The following is a 16,207-nucleotide window of genomic DNA, read 5'->3' as shown; positions in this document are numbered from 1 at the left end:
AAGGCGGTATCTCAATGTTTATAGCGGTCCGCGCCGAATATTGCCAACGCGCGACTAGTCCCCCAACATGGTGTCGTCCATGCCCTCGGTGTCGTCCGCGGGCAGTCCGTTGCAGTTGTCGGGGTCGAGAGTCAGATAGACCTCGTTGCCGATGGGGACCGCGGCGGACGGATGGGTATGCACGCGGATCAACTGCTCCCGCACCTTGACCTGGCAGTGATACGCATCGCCCATGAAAACGGCGTCGTGGAGCTTCCCGTGCAGCACGTTCTGGCTCTGGGCCGGCGCCACCGCCCCCACGGTGATGTTTTCCGGGCGGATGGAGATCGCCGCGCTGGCGCCCTTGTCCATGGGCACCGCGGGAACGAACTCAAGCATGCCGAACTCGGTATCCAACCGGCTCGGGTGGGAGTTGGCGCCCACCTCCGCGACCTTGCCGTTGATGAGGTTGGTCAGGCCCAGGAACGTGGCGGTGAACTTGCGCTTGGGCCTGGCATAGAGCTGGTGGGGCTCCCCCACCTCGATCAGCTTGCCGCCGTGCATGACCGCGATCTGGTCCGAGATGGCCAAGGCCTCGGCCTGGTCGTGGGTGACGTAGATGGTGGTGATGTTCACGCGCCGCTGCAGCGCCTTGATCTCGTAGCGCATCTGCTCCCGCAGTTTGGCGTCCAGGTTGCTGAGCGGCTCGTCCAGGAGCATGACCTTGGGCTCGTTGATCAGCGCCCGGGCGAAGGCCACCCGCTGCTGCTGCCCACCCGAGAGCTTGGGCGCCGGCCGGTCTTCCAGGCCCGCGAGGCCAACGACCTTGAGCACGTCTTCCACACGGCTGCGAATCTCGGCCTTGGGACGGCGTTGGATGGTCAGGGGATAGCCTACGTTCTCCGCCACCGTCATGTGCGGCCAGATGGCGTAGGACTGGAACACCATGCCGATGGGACGGTGGTTGGGGGGCACGTAGGCGCCGCCAGCGGAGTTGAACACCGCCTTGTCATCGATGTCGATGACGCCGCTCTCCGGCCGCTCGAGCCCGGCCACGCAGCGCAGCGTGGTAGTCTTGCCGCAGCCGCTGGGACCCAGGAACGTGTAAAGGGAGCCCTCCGGGATGCGCAGCGAGACGCCTTTCAGAACGTGAACCCTCTCCGGCCCTTCTCCGAAGAACTTCTCGAGGTTCTGGATTTCGACCATGACTCTGTCATCGCTCAACGGCAACCTCCGTTCGCAGGCCGTGCCACCGGGAGGATCGACGATCGAACGCCCCACGCGCACCACCCCGTCACTGGAATGAGCCACCTATCGCACACACGACCGGCGATTTCAACATCAAACGGCGAAGCCCCGCAGGCTTGATTTCACGCCCGATTTTTCCTAACAAACACCTTTCACGCGGACAGTTCCGGCGCCGCCGACCCACGGCGGAACCCCCCTCTACCCGCGCGCGTCGCGTCCGTTCGTACGGCACGCCCAATGCGAAGGGAGCATCCATGAAGGCAGATCTCGTGATCAAGAACGGCACCGTCGTGACCCCCGAGTCCACGTTCGACGGTGGTGTGGCGATCCACGAAGGGAAGTTCGTGGCCATCGGCACCAACGCTTCGCTCCCGGAGGGGACCGAGGAGATCGACGCCACCGGCAAGCACATCCTTCCCGGGCTGATCGACGCCCACGTGCACTTCCGCGAACCCGGCATGACCCACAAGGAAGACTTCGGCACGGGTTCGCGCGCGGCCATCGCCGGCGGCATCACCTGCGTGGTGGACATGCCCAACACGATCCCGCCGGTGACCCATCCCGAGCAGGTGGAGGAGAAGAAGAAGCTGGCGGAGGAAAAGTCGCTGGTGGACTTCGCGCTCCTGGGCGTGGTGGTGCAGACCAACGCCGACCAGATCCTGCCCATGGCCCGGGTGGGCGCGGTGGGCTACAAGATCTTCTTCGGCGAGACCATCGGCAACCTGCCCTTCCCCGACGACGGCGTGTGCCAGGACGTGTTCCGGAACATCACCGAGTCGCGGCTGCCGCTGTGCATCCACGCCGAGAACCGGCAGATCATGTACCACCACCTGAACCGCATCAAGGAGGAAGGCAAGACCGACCCGGTGAACTGGGAATCCACCCGCCCGTACATCTGCGAGGCGGAGTCGGTGCACCACGCCCTCTTCTTCGCCGAGACCTTCGGTACCAAGATGCACGTGCTGCACATGAGTTCCAAGCAGGCCGCCGGCATGGTGCGGGACGCCAAGGCGCGCGGGCTGCGCATCACCGCCGAGACCGGCCCGCACTACCTTCTGCGGGAACCCAAGGACATGGACAAGGCGGGCCCGCTTCTCAAGATGAACCCGCCCGTGCGCACCCGCGACCACGGCGAGGCGCTGTGGGACGGCCTGCTCAACGGCTACGTCGACATGATCGCCACGGACCACTCGCCCCACACCCTGGAGGAGAAGGGCGCGGACGTTGACGGCAACATGCTGAAACCCGCCATCTGGGAATGCATTTCGGGTTTCTGTGGCGTGGAGACCGGTGTCCCGCTGATGCTCACGGAGGTCAACAAGGGCCGCATGACTCTCAACCATTACGTGAAATTGGCATCGGAGAACCCCGCGAAAGTCTGGCAGCTTTATCCCCAGAAAGGCGCTCTCCGGGTAGGCTCCGACGGCGACGTGACCATCGTGGATATGGACAAGGAAGGCGCCATCGACATCCACAAGCTGCACAGCAAGAACAACCCCTCGCCGTGGCACGGCTGGAAGATCAAGGGCATGCCCGTGACCGCCATCGTGCGCGGCCACGTGCAGATGCAGGACGGCGAGCCGGTGGGCGGGCCCATCGGCCGCATGGTGTACCCGGTACCGGACTGAGGCAGGGACAAGGAAAAGAATGAAGCGCACCGAACCACTCGAATTCCACCAACCCACGAGCCTCGCGGAGGCCACCCGGATCATGCTCGACGGCGGCCCCGGGGGCTACTTCCTGGCGGGCGGCACCGACTTGGTCATCGCCATGAAGGAAAAGGGGCTGGTGCCCCGGTACGTCGTGGACCTGAAACGCATACCGTCGCTTTCGGGAATCCGCGAGGAGGACGACGGCGGCATCACCATCGGCGCCCTCACCACCCTGCGCGCGGTGGAGATTTCCCCGCTCATCGTCGAACGCTACCCGTTCCTGGCCCAGAGCGCCGCGGAGGTGGGCTCCATCCAGATCCGCAACCGCGCCACCATCGGCGGCAACATGGCCAACGCCACGCCGTCGGCGGACGTGGCGCCGGCGCTGCTGGCCCTGGACGCCAGGGCCACGCTGATGGGCGCCGGCGGCGAGCGGACCATGGACCTCAAGGACTTCTTTCGCGGGCCCGGGCAGACCGTGGCCGAGCCTGGAGAGATCCTCACCGAGTTGCAGATTCCGCCGCGGGACCCGGGTCTCGTGGGCGAGTACATCAAGTTCTCGCCGCGGGACATGATGGACCTGGCCTACATCGGCGTGGCCGTCACCCTGGTGCTGGCTGAAGCCGACCGGCGCTGTGAGTCCGTCGCCATCGCCCTCGGGGCCGTCTCCCCTACTCCGATGCGTGCCCCAGGCGCCGAAGCCGTGGTCCAGGGGCAGGTGTTGACGGAAGAGCTGGCGGAGGAAGCGGGCCGCAAGGCAGCCGATGAATGCAGCCCCATCAGCGACGTGCGTTCGTCCGCCGATTACCGCCGTGCCATGGTGCGGGTGAACACCAAGCGCGCGCTTCTCAACGCCGCCGCGGGCGGCGGCCCGGTGCCGTGGACCAGCCGGCGCGACCGGCGCTATGGATAGGAGCTACCGATCTCATGAGCCAACCCATTGAATTTACCTTGAACGGAACGGCGACGTCGGTGGACGCGCCGGCGCACCGCCTGCTGCTGGACCTGTTGCGGGACGAGATCGGCATGACCGGCACGAAGGAAGGCTGCGGCACCGGCGACTGCGGTGCGTGCACGGTGTACCTCAACGGCAAGCCCGTGAACTCGTGCCTGGTGCTCACGGGCGAGTTGGCGGGGGCCGACATCGTCACCATCGAGGGGCTGAAGGAAGGCGACGCCTACCACCCCATCCAGGCCGCCTTCATCGAGGACGGCGGCGCCCAGTGCGGCTACTGCACCCCGGGCATGCTGATGATGGCCAAGTCGTTCCTGGAAGAGAACCCCAACCCGACGGACGACGAAATCCGCTTCGCCCTGTCGGGCAACCTGTGCCGCTGCACCGGCTACGTAAAGATCGTCGAGGCGGTGCAGGACGCGGCCGCCGAGCTGCGGCGCCGCGCCGCCGAGGGACCGAACAATGGATGATCTCAAGGTAGTCGGCCGTCCCGTCACCCGGGTCGACGTCGACGAGAAGGTCACCGGAACCGCCACCTACGGCTACGACCTGGTGCTGCCGGACATGCTGCACGGCAAGGTGCTGTTCAGCACCCGGGCGCACGCGCGCATCGTCCGCATCGACCTGGAGAAGGCGCGCCAACACCCGGGCGTGGTGGCGGCCATCTCCGGCGCCGACACGCCCTGGACCCACGGCGAGTCCATCAAGGACAAGCCCTTCCTGGCCCAGGGCAAGGTGCGCTACATCGGCGAGCCCGTGGCCGCCGTGGCCGCGGTGGACGAAGACACGGCCCAGGAGGCGCTCAAGCTCATCGAGGTGGAGTACGAGGACCTGCCCGCCTACTTCACCCCCGAGGACGCCTGCCAGCCCGGCGCCGTGGCCATTCACGAGGAGTTCGAGAGCTACCGCAAGGCGCCCTTCATCGTCGGCGCGCCCATGCCCAACGTGTGCGAGCACTTCAAGCTGCGCACCGGCGACACCGCCGAGGGTTTCAGGCAGTCGGACATGGTGTTGGAGGAAAAGTACTACGTGCCGATCATCCAGCACGCCGCCATGGAGCCCCATTCGGCCCATGCCCAGGTGGACCCCGAAACCGGACGGGTCACCGTGTGGGTGGCCAACGACGCGCCCTTCCGGGCGCTCACGGAAGTGTCCGAGGCCCTGGGCCTGCCGCAGGAACAGATCCGCCTCATCAACCCGCTCCAGGGTGGCGGCTTCGGCTCCAAGGGCGGGCTCAAGCTCGAGCCCATCGCCATGGGCCTGGCGTTCCAAACCGGCGGGCGGCCGGTGCGGCTGAAGTTCAATCGCGAGGAGACCTTCATCTCGACGCTGGTGCGGCACGAGGCCACCGTGCACATCAAGAGCGGGGTCAAGAACGACGGCACGCTCATGGCCCGGCACATGACGCTCTACTGGGGCGGCGGCGCATACGCCGAGAAGAGCCCCACGGTGTGCATCCGGGGCAGCCTCCCCTCCCCCGGCCCCTACCGCATCCCCCACGTGCACGTGGACGGCTACGCGGTTTACACCAACAAGCCCGTGGCAGGCGCCTTTCGCGGCTACGGCATCCCTCAGGGCGCCTGGGCCACCGAGCAGCACATGGACGAGCTGGCGCGCCGGCTCGCCATGGACCCCCTCGAGTTCCGCCTCAAGAACGTCTTCGTGGACGGCGACATGGCCTACTGGGGCGAACAACTGCACAGCGTCGGCCTCACCGAGACCCTGACCAAGGCGGCGGCGGCCATCGACTGGGGCAAGCCCAAGCCGGCAGGAGTCGGCCGCGGCCTGGCCTGCATCTCCAAACCCACCCGTTCGCCCACCACCTCGAAGGCGGGCGTGCTCGTGGACGCGGACAACCGGGTGACCGTGCTGGCCGGCACGGTGGAGATCGGACAAGGCAGCAACACGATTCTCTCGCAGGTGGCCGCCGAAGAATTGCGGATACCCATCGAGCAGGTGCAGGTGGCGCCCCTGGACACCGACGCCATCCCCTTCGACGCCTCCACCACGTCCAGCCGCAGCACCTACCACATGGGCAACGCCGTGCGCGGAGCCGCCATCCACGCGCGCGAGCAGCTCCTGGAAATGGCCGGACCCGCGCTCGAAGGCAAGCAGGAAGAGCTGGTGGCGGCCGACGGCAAGGTGCGCCTCAAGGACAACGAGGACATGGCCCTGACCTACGGCGAACTGATCCGGCGGCGCCTGGGAACCGACGCGGTGGTACGCGGGGACGCCTCCTACACCTACGAGATCGGCAAGGACCTCGATCTGGAGACCGGCCACAGCGACCACGCGTCGGCCTTCTACATGTACGCCACCCAGGCCGCGGAGGCCTCGGTGGACGAGGAGACCGGCCGGGTTCGGCTGCACCGGGTGTCGGCGGCTCACGACGTGGGCAAGGCCATCAACCCGCTCAACTGCGCGGCGCAGATCGAGGGCGGCGTCGCCCAGGGCATCGGCTCCGCGCTCCACGAGAACCTGGTCATCGACGAGACCGGCAAGGTGCGCAACCCCTCGTTCCTGGACTACCACCTGGTCACGTCGGTGGACGTGCCCGAGATCATTCCCATCGTCGTCGAGTGCGCCGAGCCCGAGGGCCCCTACGGCGCCAAGGGACTCGGGGAACCGGGGCTGGCGCCGACCCCCGCGGCCATCGGCAACGCCGTGGCGGACGCGATCAAGTCGCGCATCCGGGACCTGCCGCTGACCCCGGAACGCGTCTTCTGGGCGCTGGAGGAGCGCGACCGGAAGTAGCACGCCGGCACGGACCCGCACGGAGGCTGTCATGGCCAAGATACCCGTCGTCATCCTCACGGGCTTTCTCGGAGCGGGCAAGACCACCCTGCTGAACCGCATCCTCACCGCGCCCCACGGCCACCGCATCGCCGTGGTCATCAACGAGTTCGGCGAGGTGGGCATCGACCACCACCTCATCGTCGCATCGGAAGAAGAGATCTTCCAGATGAACAACGGCTGCATCTGCTGCACGGTCCAGGGCGACCTGCTGCGGGTGCTGCTGCAGCTCCTGGAGCGGCGCCGCGACTTCGACTACCTGGTGGTGGAGACCTCGGGGCTCGCGGACCCGACGGTCATCGTGCAGACGCTGCTGCTGGACGAGCGCATCCGCCTGGACTTCGAGCTCCAGGCGGTGGTGACCGTGGTGGACGGCCTGCACATCGAGCAACAGCTCGCCGCCCAGCACGAGGCGCGGGAGCAGATCGCCTGCGCCGACGCCATCCTGCTCAACAAGACCGACCTCATCACCCCGGAAGAAGCGGATGACCTGACCGCCAGGCTCGGGGAGATGAACCCCACGGCCCGCGTCACCCCCACCCGGAACGCCGAAGTGGATATCGGCGAGCTATTGGAGATGCGCGCCTTCGACCTGGAGGCCAAGCGGGAAGCCGTGCGCAACGGCCATCACCACGAGCACCAGCCCTCGGTCAAGACCGTCTCCTTCGTGCAGCCCGGAGACCTCAACAAGACTCGCCTCAGCCACTGGTTCCGCGGGGTGCTGGCGAAGAAGGGACCCGACATCCTGCGTATGAAGGGCATCCTCAACATGTACGGCGACTCGCACCAGTTCGTGTTCCACGGGGTGCACAGCATGTTCGAGGGGCGGCTCGGACGGGAGTGGGAGGACGGCGAGGAACGGCTCAACCGGCTGGTGTTCATCGGCCGGGACCTGGACGGGGAGGAGCTGCAAGGCGGCCTCAGGACCTGCCTCCGCTCCGAGGACGAGGCCCCCGCCGACGGCGAACTCGACATCTACCGCGACGTCTCCTCCCTCACCCTCGACCAGATCCGCGTGTGGGTGACGCAGGCTCTGGAGTTCCCGTCCAAGACCCCCATCACCATCAAGGAGGTCCCTTGCGTGAAGCCGGACTGCCCTCCCATCGAGACCGCCATCATGGTCTTCCTGAAGAACGAGCCGCCGCGCTTCTACAAGATCCAGAAGACCATCAACGAGGTCAACTTCGACAGCGTCTACAACCTGATCGAGAATCCGATGCCGTGCTGCTAGTGTGGTGTTGGTCCTGACGGCGTTCAGCCCGTCTTGATTCCCATGCGCTCATTTAACGCGCCGACGGCCTCGCGCAGATAGTTGACGTCCCGCCGCAGTTCCCGAACGTCCTCGCGCGTTTCACGGAAGCGCCGGTCCATGTCGGCACGCGACTGTTTGAACCCAGCCATTGTAAGGGCGCCGCCCGCTGCCCCGACCATGATCACGGATATGATGATGCTGATTGTCTCTACGTTCATTGCTCCCCGCTCCTTCGTCAGCGTTCGCGGTCACGCGCTCTTCCACTACCCCCTCATCATGATCCATCGGCCAGGTTCGCTGAAAACTTTAATGATTCTTCCAGATAAACACAACAAGACGCGGCTCAGCACACCCCAGCCGCTACAGATCGCGCCGACCGTCGAGGGCTTCGCCCAGGGTGCCGGCGTCGGTGTATTCGATCTCGCCTCCGATGGGGAGGCCGCGGGCGATGCGGGTGATGCGGATGCCCAGGGGCTTGATCATCTTGGCGAGGTAGAGGGCGGTGGCGTCTCCCGCCCGGGTGGCGTTGGTGGCGGCGATGACTTCGGCGGGAGGGTTGGCGCGGAGCCGCGTCATGAGCTCCTTGATCTTGAGGGCGTCCGGACCGACGCCGTTCAGCGGGAAGATGGCGCCGTGAAGCACGTGGTAGAGGCCCTTGTACTCGGCGGAGCGTTCCACCGCCATCAGGTCCGAAGGCTCCTCGACGACGCAGATGATGGAGGTGTCGCGGGCCGGGTCGCGGCACACCCTGCACGGGACCACTTCTTCCCCTCCCGGCGGGATCTCGCTCAGCCCGAAGCACTGGGGACAGAGGCCCATCTCCTGCTTGAGCTTCTCCATGCTGCCGGACAGGGCCAGCACCGCTTCCTTACGCTCCTTCAGCAGGTGAAAGGCGAGCCTCCCGGCGGTCTTCTCGCCGATGCCGGGCAGCTTGGACAACTGCTCGATGACCCGGGCCAGCGGTGCCGGGTAACCGGTCATGGAGTGATTCCGGGAATCTTGAAGCCCCCGGTGAGCTTACTCATTTCCTCCGAGGCCATCTCGCGGGCTCGCCGGAGGCCCTCGTTGACCGCTGCCCGCACCAAGTCCTCCAGCATCTCCACTTCCTCGGGATCGATGACGGCGGGGTCCACCTTGATGGAAACTAGCATGAACTGGCCGTTGACCGTGACCCGCACCATGCCGCCGCCGCTGGAGGCCTCCACGGTCTTCTTGGCAAGCTCCTCCTGGATCTTCGCGAGCTTCGCCTGCATTTCCTGGGCCTGCTTCATCAGCCCGCCCATGCCGCCCAAACCCTGACTCATGAGACCACTCCCTTCACGGTACCCTACTTGACCGAACCACCAAAAATCCGCAATGCCTCGCCGACGATGTCCACCGTGCTGCCATCGTCACCGTCCGGGACTGTCTCGGTGCCGCCCTGCCCGCCCGAATCCGCCACCACCACGACGGACATCGGGCGCTCGAAAAAGCGTGCCAGGAACCCTTCGAGCAACGTTATCGCCTCCCTGTCTCCAAGATACCGCAGATGAAAGCCCCCTTCGAGTCCCAGCCTCACGCTGTCGCCCGAAAGTTCCAGCATTCTGGCTCGATGCAGGGAGGCGCCCAGCATGGGCTCCTCGGCGTTGACGAATTCCACGAACCCCTTCCAGCCGGCAGGGGTCGGTTCAGCGGGCTGGGCCTCGCCCGCCGGCGGCGGCGCGGGCGTGGCCGTTTCTCCGGCGCTACGGTCCGGCGGTGTCCCCGGGTCGGATGGCGCCTCGACGTGCGATGGCGGTGCCTCCGCGTGGATGGGCGGCTCGTCGGTGTGGATCGGCAGTTCGTCTTGATGGATGGGCGGTGCCTCGGCACGCGCCGGCGCCGCATCCTGAACCGGTGTGGCGGCTTCGGGCGGCGGCGCATCCTGGGACGGAGCCGCGGCCTGACGCGGAGCCTCCTCACGGGACGCTGCTCTGCCCGGTGGCGTAGCGCCTCCAGCCGGTCCCTTCCCTCGTTCAACCGAACCGTCGGACTGGGCAGGCTCCTCGGCGTCGAGCTTCCGCTCCAGCCGCCGCAGCTCGTCGATGGCGTCGGCGATGTTCACGGTGCGCGGCAGCGTCGCCACCCGTACCAGGGAGACTTCGAGATCGAACCGCGGATAGGGCGACCGGGACACGGTGTCGTCACCCTGCACCACGAAGCGATAGAAGTTGATGAGGGTCTCGGGATCGACGTCCCGAGCCTGCTCGCGCAGCAAAGCCATTTCCTCGGCCGTGAGGTCCATGAGCCGCCGCGACCCCGCCAACGGGCCGGCCTCCGGCGTCCCCGCCCGCGCATCCATCAAGCGTAGCACCAGGAGGTTGCGGAAATGTTCCACCAGCTCTCGCGACAACGCGGCCAGGTCCACTCCATGGGTGGCCACCTCCGCCACCAGGTCGAGACACGCCGCGGCGTTGCCGGCGATGATCGCCGCGGAGATCTCGTACAGCACACGCCGCTCGGCCACCCCCAGAATGTCCCGCAAGAGAGGCTCGTCCACGGCCCCGTCCGCTTCCGGGTCGGCGAACGACAGCACCTGCTCAAGGAGCGACTGGGCGTCGCGCATGCTGCCCTGGGCCGCGCGGCTCAGGAGCGTCAACGCGCCGTCGGTGATGTTCAGCCCCTCGACCTCCGCGATTTGCCGCAGCCGCTCGTGGATGTCCTGAACCCCGATGCGGCGAAAGTCGAAGCGCTGGCAGCGCGACAGGATGGTCTCCGGAAGGCGGTGGACCTCGGTGGTGGCAAGGATGAACTTGGCGAAGGGCGGCGGCTCCTCCAGGGTCTTGAGGAGCGCGTTGAAAGCGTCCTTGGTGACTTGGTGCACCTCATCGATGATGTACACCTTGAAGCGTGCCGCCGCCGGCTGGTAGCGCACGTTCTCGATGATCTGCCGCACCTCGTCGATGCCCCGGTTCGAGGCGCCGTCGATCTCATAAACGTCGAGGGAGCGCGCGTCGCCGATCTCCCGGCAGCGCGGGCACTCGTTGCATGGCGTCGGCGTAGGCCCGTCCACGCAGTTCAATGCCTTGGCCAGGATGCGCGCGGCGCTGGTCTTGCCCACGCCGCGCACTCCGGTGAACAGATAGCAATGGGCGATACGCTCGCTCTGGATGGCGTTGGTGAGGACGCGTGCGATGTGCTGTTGCCCGACCATGTCCGCAAGACTCTGCGGACGCCACTTGCGCGCCAGGACAAGGTAGGACATGACTCTTCAGCACCGCTCCGGGTGCCCGCGGCAGGCTTTCGAGGCACCCCTCAGAAAGTGACCGACCCGCCGCGCCTCCGCGACGGAACCCGCTCGCGCGGCGGAATGCTCATTGCCGACAGCCAGGCTTCCCCGTGGCACAGGGGCGGTCCGCTACCGCTGCTTCCTTCCGGACCTGACGGGGTTTGCGGGACCCACTTGCACGGGACCCGACTGCCAGCAATCAACATCCTCCACGCGCTCCATGTTCACTGAGCGGGGACCTGTGTTTAGCAAATTCTACGGGCCACGACCAGCAGTTTGAGCCCTGTCCATCAAAAGAGGGGAGAGCACGTGTCTTCGTGATCCGTTCTTGCTTGGCTGGAAATCAGGTGGCGGAGAGGGAGGGATTCGAACCCCCGTTACCCGTAGGTAAACCTGATTTCGAGTCAGGCGCCTTCAACCGGACTCGGCCACCTCTCCGCGGTTGGATCACTAGCGTAGCATGCCCTCTGGCGGTTGGGAACTCAGGCCGCGGATTGACGGTGCCGTCGCTGAGCGGCACGCCTTCCCCTGCCCTCCCACATCAATTTGCCTCCACCGCTCATCGGTGCTAGGCGGTGGGGACACCTTTCTGGCGTCTTCCACTGCCATGACACACAGGGTCGTATATCTGCTCGGTCCCGAGCGTATCGAAGTTCGCGAAGAATCCGTGCCCGTGCCCCGCGAGGGAGAGTTGTTGGTGCGCATTCGGGCGGCTACCACCTGCGGGACGGACGTGAAGGTGTTTCGGCGCGGGGGGCATCCGCGGATGTTGCGGGTGCCGACGCCGTTCGGGCATGAGTTCGCGGGGTCGGTGGCGGCGTTGGGTCCCGGCGTGTCCGGCTACAAGCCCGGAGACCGGGTGGTGGTGGCCAACTCGGCGCCGTGCGGACGCTGTGCGTATTGTGAGGCGGGGCGGGAGAATCTTTGCCGCCACCTCGAGTATCTGAATGGCGCGTTCGCGGAGTACATCCGTATTCCCCGGCGGTTCGTCGAAGTCAGCACGTATCGTCTTGACCCGGAGCTTCCCTACGAGGTCGCCGCGCTGGTGGAGCCGGTGGCCTGTGTCATCCACGGGGTCGACGCCAGCAGGCTGGACGACGGTGCCGACGTTCTGGTCCATGGTGCGGGGCCCATCGGCCTGCTGCTTACCGCGGTGCTGGCGGTCCGCGGCCACGGCGTGGTGGCTACCGATCCCAATCCGCACCGACTCGACGTGGCGCGGGCTCTTGGAGCGCGGGACACGGTGGAAGTGGACCGCCGCACCGCCCAGAGTGAACGTCTGCGGTCCCGTTCACGGGACGGGGACGGCTTCGACTGTACCATTGACGCCACCGGCATACCCGCGGTCTGGCAGGACGCGGTGGCCTGCGTGCGCCCGGGAGGGGTGGTCAACCTGTTCGGCGGGTGCGCGCCGGGGACGACGATTCCTTTGGACACGGCTTCGGTCCACTACAACGAGCTTACCGTCATGGGCGCCTATCATCACCGGCCGGCCACGGTGGCGCGGGCGCTGGAGATGTTGAGCCGGAAGACGCTGGACCCGCGGCCCCTTCTGTCCGCCGAGGTGCCGCTTCAGGGCCTGGAGAAGGCATTGCGGTCGATGATGGCGCGGGAGGCACTGAAGGTCGTGGTGCGGCCTTGACGCAACATGCCATTGCCGCGTGTCACACCACCCGCCGCCGCAGATACGCGCTCAGGTAATCCACTCCCGTCACCAGGACGTACAGGGCGATGAGCAGCGTCAGCAGTTGCTGTTCCAGGAACAGGCTCATGGCGATGTGGATGCGCTGGCCGAGGCCGCCGGCGCCGACGAAGCCCAGCACCGCGGCCACGCGGATGTTCACCTCCCAGCGGTACAGCGTGTAGGAAATGAACTGGGGCAGCACCTGGGGCAGGATGCCGTAGAACAGGATCTGGATCTTGCCGGCGCCGGTGGACTGGAGCGACTCGACGGGTTGCAGGTCCACGTCCTCCAGCACCTCGGCGAAGAGCTTGCCGAGCACGCCGCCGGTGTGCACGCCGAGAGCCAGCACGCCCGGGAACGGGCCCAGCCCCACGAGAAAGACGAAGATCAGCGCCCACAGCATCTCCGGGATGGTGCGCAGGAAGTTCAGGATCGCCTTGGCCGCGAGGTACGGAACGCGCCGCAACGCGCCAAGGCTGCGTCGGGTTTCCATCTCGTAAAGCAGGCCCGCGTACACGAGATTGCGCGCGCCGAAAAAGGCCAGCGACAGCGCGATGACCACCGACAGCACGGTGCCGACCAGAGAGATGGCCAGGGTCTCCCAGGCGCCGGCCACGGCGTCGGCCACCACCTTGGGCGAGAGGTCCGGCGGGAAAAGGCGCTCGACGTAATCCGCGATGGCGCCGCCGCCGTCCGCGCTGAAGAGCATGCCGAGGTCGATCTCCGACCCCTGGTAGCTCCAGACGAAGAGCGCCGCCAGCAGGCTCAGGATCACATAGGTGAAGACGCGCGAGCGCGAGCGCGCCCCGGCCCGGAGCGCCCGCACCTCGTCCATCGCAGCCGCGCCTTGATTCGCCGGCGTCACAGCAGCGACCTCACCTTCGCGCTCACGTAGTCCGCCCCCGCCACCAGCGCGAAGAGGATGAGCAGCAGGGTGGTGACCTCATGGAAGTTGAACATCCGGATGGAGATCTGAATCTGCTGGCCGATGCCGCCTGCCCCCACCAATCCCAGGATGGCCGAGGTGCGCACGGCGCACTCCCAGCGGTACAGGGTGTACGAGGTGATGTTGGGCAGCACCTGCGGGAACCAGCCGTAGAAGAAGATCTGCAGCCGCCCGGCGCCGGTGGACTGGATGGCTTCCAGCGGGCGCTCGTTCACGGACTCGAAGATCTCGGAGTACACCTTGCCGAGCATGCCGCCGTAGGCCACGCCGATGGCGAGCACGCCGGGGAACGGCCCCAGGCCCACGGCGCGCACGAACATGAAGGCCCAGACGAACTCGGGGATGCAGCGGAACAGGCTGAGCAACGCCCGCGCCAGGCCGTAGAAGCAGACCTTGAGGCCGTGCCGCAGCCCGGCGTTGCGGAACTCGGTCTCGTGGAGAATGCCCTGAAAGCTGAAGGTGCTGGTGGCCAGCAGCCCCAGAGGGAAACCGATGACCACCGCGATCAGCGTACCCATGACCGAGATCTGGATGGTCTCGATGGTCGGCCGGACCATGAACTGCAGGAACTCCCAGGACAGTTCCGGCGGATACATGCCGGTGACGAACTGCCACAGGTGCTCCCGGCCCTCGGGCTCGAAGAAGATCCCCGGGGCGACCTCGGCGCGGCGCCAGCTATCGGCCAGGAGGATAAGGAAGAGCCCGCCGAAGACGTAGGGAAAAACCGATCGGGACCCCAGAGTCCGGGAAGGGAAGCTCATGGATATAGGGTCAGATCGCGACCTGCGGATGCTCCGCTTCATGGACCGCCGAGCCCGTACCGTTGACCGAAGCCGGGCCGGAGTAAAGCTCCCGCAGAAGCTCCGGGGTCACTTGGCCCGCGGCGGTGTCGAAGAGCTTCACGCCCTGCTTCATGCCCACGACCCTGGGGAAGTAGGACAGCGCCAGGTCGGTGCTGTGCAGGTTCACCATCAGGGTCTTGCGGGTCTGGTCGCTGATGGTCATGAGCAGCTTGATAATCGTTTCGGCCAGGGACGGATCCACCGACGACACGGGCTCGTCCGCCAGGATGACCTCGGGGTCCTGCATCAGCACGCGGGCGATGGCCACGCGCTGCTGCTGGCCGCCGGACAGCTCGTCCGTGCGGCTGAAGAGCTTCTCGGGGATGCCCACGTCGGCGAGCGCCCGGTGGGCGGCGTCCAGGTGGGCGGGACGCACCAGGGAGGCCAGGGAGCCCAGCAACGACCAGCCCCCAAGCCGCCCGGAGAGCACGTTGTGGACCACGCGCAGGCGCGGCACCAGGTTGTGCTGCTGGTAGATGGTGCCGATGCGGCGGCGCATCTCCCTGAGGCGCCGGCCGTACAGCTCCCGCACCTCCTCGCCGTCGATGCGCAGCCGGCCCGAGGTGGGCCGGATGGTGCAATTGAGCATGCGGAAGAGCGTGGTCTTCCCCGCGCCGCTAGGTCCGATGAGGGCCACCCGCTCGCCCTGGGCCACCGTCAGGTCGAACCCTTCCAGCGCCACCTGGCCGCGTGCGAATTCCTTGCGCACGCGCTCCAGGTGGTATTGTCGCGGCGCCGTCAATTCACCTTCAGCATGCCGGCGGCGATGGCCGCCTTCTTGATGCCGTCCCAATCCGAGTCCTTGGCGGGAATGAACTTGCGGGTGCGCTGCAAGTCCATGATCTCCTTGTCCGCGGGCTTGGTGTAGTCGAGCTTCAGGAGCGCCTGCTTGAACTTCTCGCGGACTTCCTCGGAAACGCCTCCCCGGGCAACCCATACGTAGTCGACGTACGGCGGCGTGGTCCAAAAAGCGTGGACCTTGCCGGTGTCGATCTTCTTGTTGTCAACGAGCTTCTTCCACACCAGGAAATTGAGGGCACCGGCGTCCACCCGGTTCGCCGCCACCCACGCGGCCGTGGCGTCGTGCGCGCCGCTGAAGCCGAATTTCTTGAAGTCCCGCTCGGGGTCCACGCCGGCGGCCTTGAGGAAATGACGCGGCATCAGGTGTCCTGAGGTGGAGCTGACGCTGCCGAAGGCGAAGGTCTTGCCCTTGAGGTCGGCCAAGGTCTTGATCCCGGAATCCGTGCGCGTGACGAAGACGCTCTTGAAGCTCGCGTCCTCTTCGCGCATGGCCAGCCGCGTGGCCCCCTGGGCGCGCTCCACCGCCTGGACCGAGGTGAAGCCGCCGTACCAGACGATGTCGAGACGGTTCGCGGCCAGCCCTTCCACGGTGGCCGCGTAGTCCACCACCGGTACGAACTTGACCTCCAGGCCCACTTCCTTTTCGATGTAGTCGGTGAAGGGCTTGTACTTGCGCAACAGCTCCTGCGGGTCCTCGTCCGGGATCGCGGAGAGACGCAGCGTGTCGGCCGCCGCGACGCCGACGAGGAAGAACAGAGTGAACAAGAGCAGGAACAGCCGCCGGGCGAGTTGTCGCGTCATGGATACC

Annotated in this window: 14 protein-coding genes, 1 tRNA gene, 1 other RNA gene and 1 pseudogene; 6 read left to right on the top strand and 11 right to left on the bottom strand. The window is 66.5% G+C overall.

The window, feature by feature from the left end; all coding sequences use genetic code 11:
- Positions 1-54: 54 nt before the first annotated feature.
- Entirely contained in the window at positions 55-1,203 is a 1,149-nt protein-coding gene (locus OXF11_01470; protein MCY4485772.1) for an ABC transporter ATP-binding protein, read from the bottom strand.
- A 278-nt stretch (positions 1,204-1,481) separates the two neighbouring features.
- Here OXF11_01470 and OXF11_01465 point away from each other — a divergent pair, with 278 nt between their 5' ends.
- The 5 genes and pseudogenes from OXF11_01465 (at position 1,482) to OXF11_01445 (ending at position 7,561) form a co-directional block, all read left to right on the top strand.
- Positions 1,482-2,855 carry a dihydroorotase family protein gene (locus OXF11_01465; protein MCY4485771.1) on the top strand — a complete coding sequence of 458 codons (1,374 nt, stop codon included), beginning with the start codon at positions 1,482-1,484 and terminating at the stop codon, positions 2,853-2,855.
- A 19-nt stretch (positions 2,856-2,874) separates the two neighbouring features.
- Positions 2,875-3,792 (top strand): xanthine dehydrogenase family protein subunit M, encoded by a 918-nt coding sequence (locus OXF11_01460; GenBank protein MCY4485770.1) that lies wholly within the window; start codon positions 2,875-2,877, stop codon positions 3,790-3,792.
- A gap of 14 nt (positions 3,793-3,806) precedes the next feature.
- The gene (locus OXF11_01455; GenBank protein MCY4485769.1) at positions 3,807-4,304 is read left to right on the top strand and encodes a (2Fe-2S)-binding protein; all 498 of its coding nucleotides are present in this window, start codon (positions 3,807-3,809) and stop codon (positions 4,302-4,304) included.
- Complete coding sequence (locus tag OXF11_01450) at positions 4,297-6,588, top strand: xanthine dehydrogenase family protein molybdopterin-binding subunit (GenBank protein ID MCY4485768.1); 2,292 nt, start codon at positions 4,297-4,299, stop codon at positions 6,586-6,588. The genes OXF11_01455 and OXF11_01450 overlap by 8 nt, the downstream gene beginning before the upstream one ends.
- Positions 6,589-6,619: 31 nt before the next feature.
- Positions 6,620-7,561: pseudogene (locus OXF11_01445) on the top strand (GTP-binding protein).
- 320 nt (positions 7,562-7,881) lie between these two features.
- Here the strand turns inward: OXF11_01445 and OXF11_01440 are convergent.
- The 6 genes from OXF11_01440 to OXF11_01415 form a co-directional block, all read right to left on the bottom strand.
- Positions 7,882-8,097 (bottom strand): hypothetical protein, encoded by a 216-nt coding sequence (locus OXF11_01440; protein MCY4485767.1) that lies wholly within the window; start codon positions 8,095-8,097, stop codon positions 7,882-7,884.
- 142 nt (positions 8,098-8,239) lie between these two features.
- Positions 8,240-8,860, bottom strand: a complete 621-nt coding sequence (recR, locus tag OXF11_01435) for a recombination mediator RecR (protein ID MCY4485766.1) — start codon at positions 8,858-8,860, stop codon at positions 8,240-8,242.
- Positions 8,857-9,183, bottom strand: a complete 327-nt coding sequence (locus tag OXF11_01430; protein MCY4485765.1) for a YbaB/EbfC family nucleoid-associated protein — start codon at positions 9,181-9,183, stop codon at positions 8,857-8,859. Before OXF11_01430 ends, recR begins: the two co-directional genes overlap by 4 nt.
- Positions 9,184-9,206: 23 nt before the next feature.
- Complete coding sequence (dnaX, locus tag OXF11_01425) at positions 9,207-11,102, bottom strand: DNA polymerase III subunit gamma/tau (protein MCY4485764.1); 1,896 nt, start codon at positions 11,100-11,102, stop codon at positions 9,207-9,209.
- Between the two features lie 117 nt (positions 11,103-11,219).
- Positions 11,220-11,317, bottom strand: an RNA gene (ffs, locus tag OXF11_01420) — signal recognition particle sRNA small type.
- A 157-nt stretch (positions 11,318-11,474) separates the two neighbouring features.
- A tRNA-Ser gene (locus OXF11_01415) sits at positions 11,475-11,564 on the bottom strand.
- Between the two features lie 229 nt (positions 11,565-11,793).
- Here OXF11_01415 and OXF11_01410 point away from each other — a divergent pair.
- Positions 11,794-12,768 carry an alcohol dehydrogenase catalytic domain-containing protein gene (locus tag OXF11_01410; GenBank protein MCY4485763.1) on the top strand — a complete coding sequence of 325 codons (975 nt, stop codon included), beginning with the start codon at positions 11,794-11,796 and terminating at the stop codon, positions 12,766-12,768.
- 22 nt (positions 12,769-12,790) lie between these two features.
- Here OXF11_01410 and phnE (OXF11_01405) read toward each other — a convergent pair whose 3' ends face one another.
- Genes phnE (OXF11_01405) through OXF11_01390 form a run of 4 tightly spaced genes read right to left on the bottom strand, consistent with a single transcriptional unit; the run spans position 12,791 to position 16,200 of the window.
- On the bottom strand, positions 12,791-13,645 hold the full coding sequence (gene phnE, locus OXF11_01405) for a phosphonate ABC transporter, permease protein PhnE (GenBank protein MCY4485762.1): 855 nt from the start codon (positions 13,643-13,645) through the stop codon (positions 12,791-12,793).
- A gap of 26 nt (positions 13,646-13,671) precedes the next feature.
- On the bottom strand, positions 13,672-14,517 hold the full coding sequence (phnE, locus tag OXF11_01400; protein ID MCY4485761.1) for a phosphonate ABC transporter, permease protein PhnE: 846 nt from the start codon (positions 14,515-14,517) through the stop codon (positions 13,672-13,674).
- Between the two features lie 10 nt (positions 14,518-14,527).
- Positions 14,528-15,340 (bottom strand): ATP-binding cassette domain-containing protein, encoded by an 813-nt coding sequence (locus OXF11_01395; GenBank protein ID MCY4485760.1) that lies wholly within the window; start codon positions 15,338-15,340, stop codon positions 14,528-14,530.
- Positions 15,337-16,200 carry a putative selenate ABC transporter substrate-binding protein gene (locus tag OXF11_01390; GenBank protein MCY4485759.1) on the bottom strand — a complete coding sequence of 288 codons (864 nt, stop codon included), beginning with the start codon at positions 16,198-16,200 and terminating at the stop codon, positions 15,337-15,339. The genes OXF11_01395 and OXF11_01390 overlap by 4 nt, the downstream gene beginning before the upstream one ends.
- Positions 16,201-16,207 lie beyond the last annotated feature (7 nt).

This window comes from Deltaproteobacteria bacterium (genome assembly GCA_026712905.1).
In the GTDB taxonomy this organism is placed as follows: Bacteria; Desulfobacterota; Binatia; order UBA9968; family JAJDTQ01; genus JAJDTQ01.
Note: the sequence above shows the minus strand (reverse complement) of the source record. Positions and strands in the feature narration are given on the sequence as shown.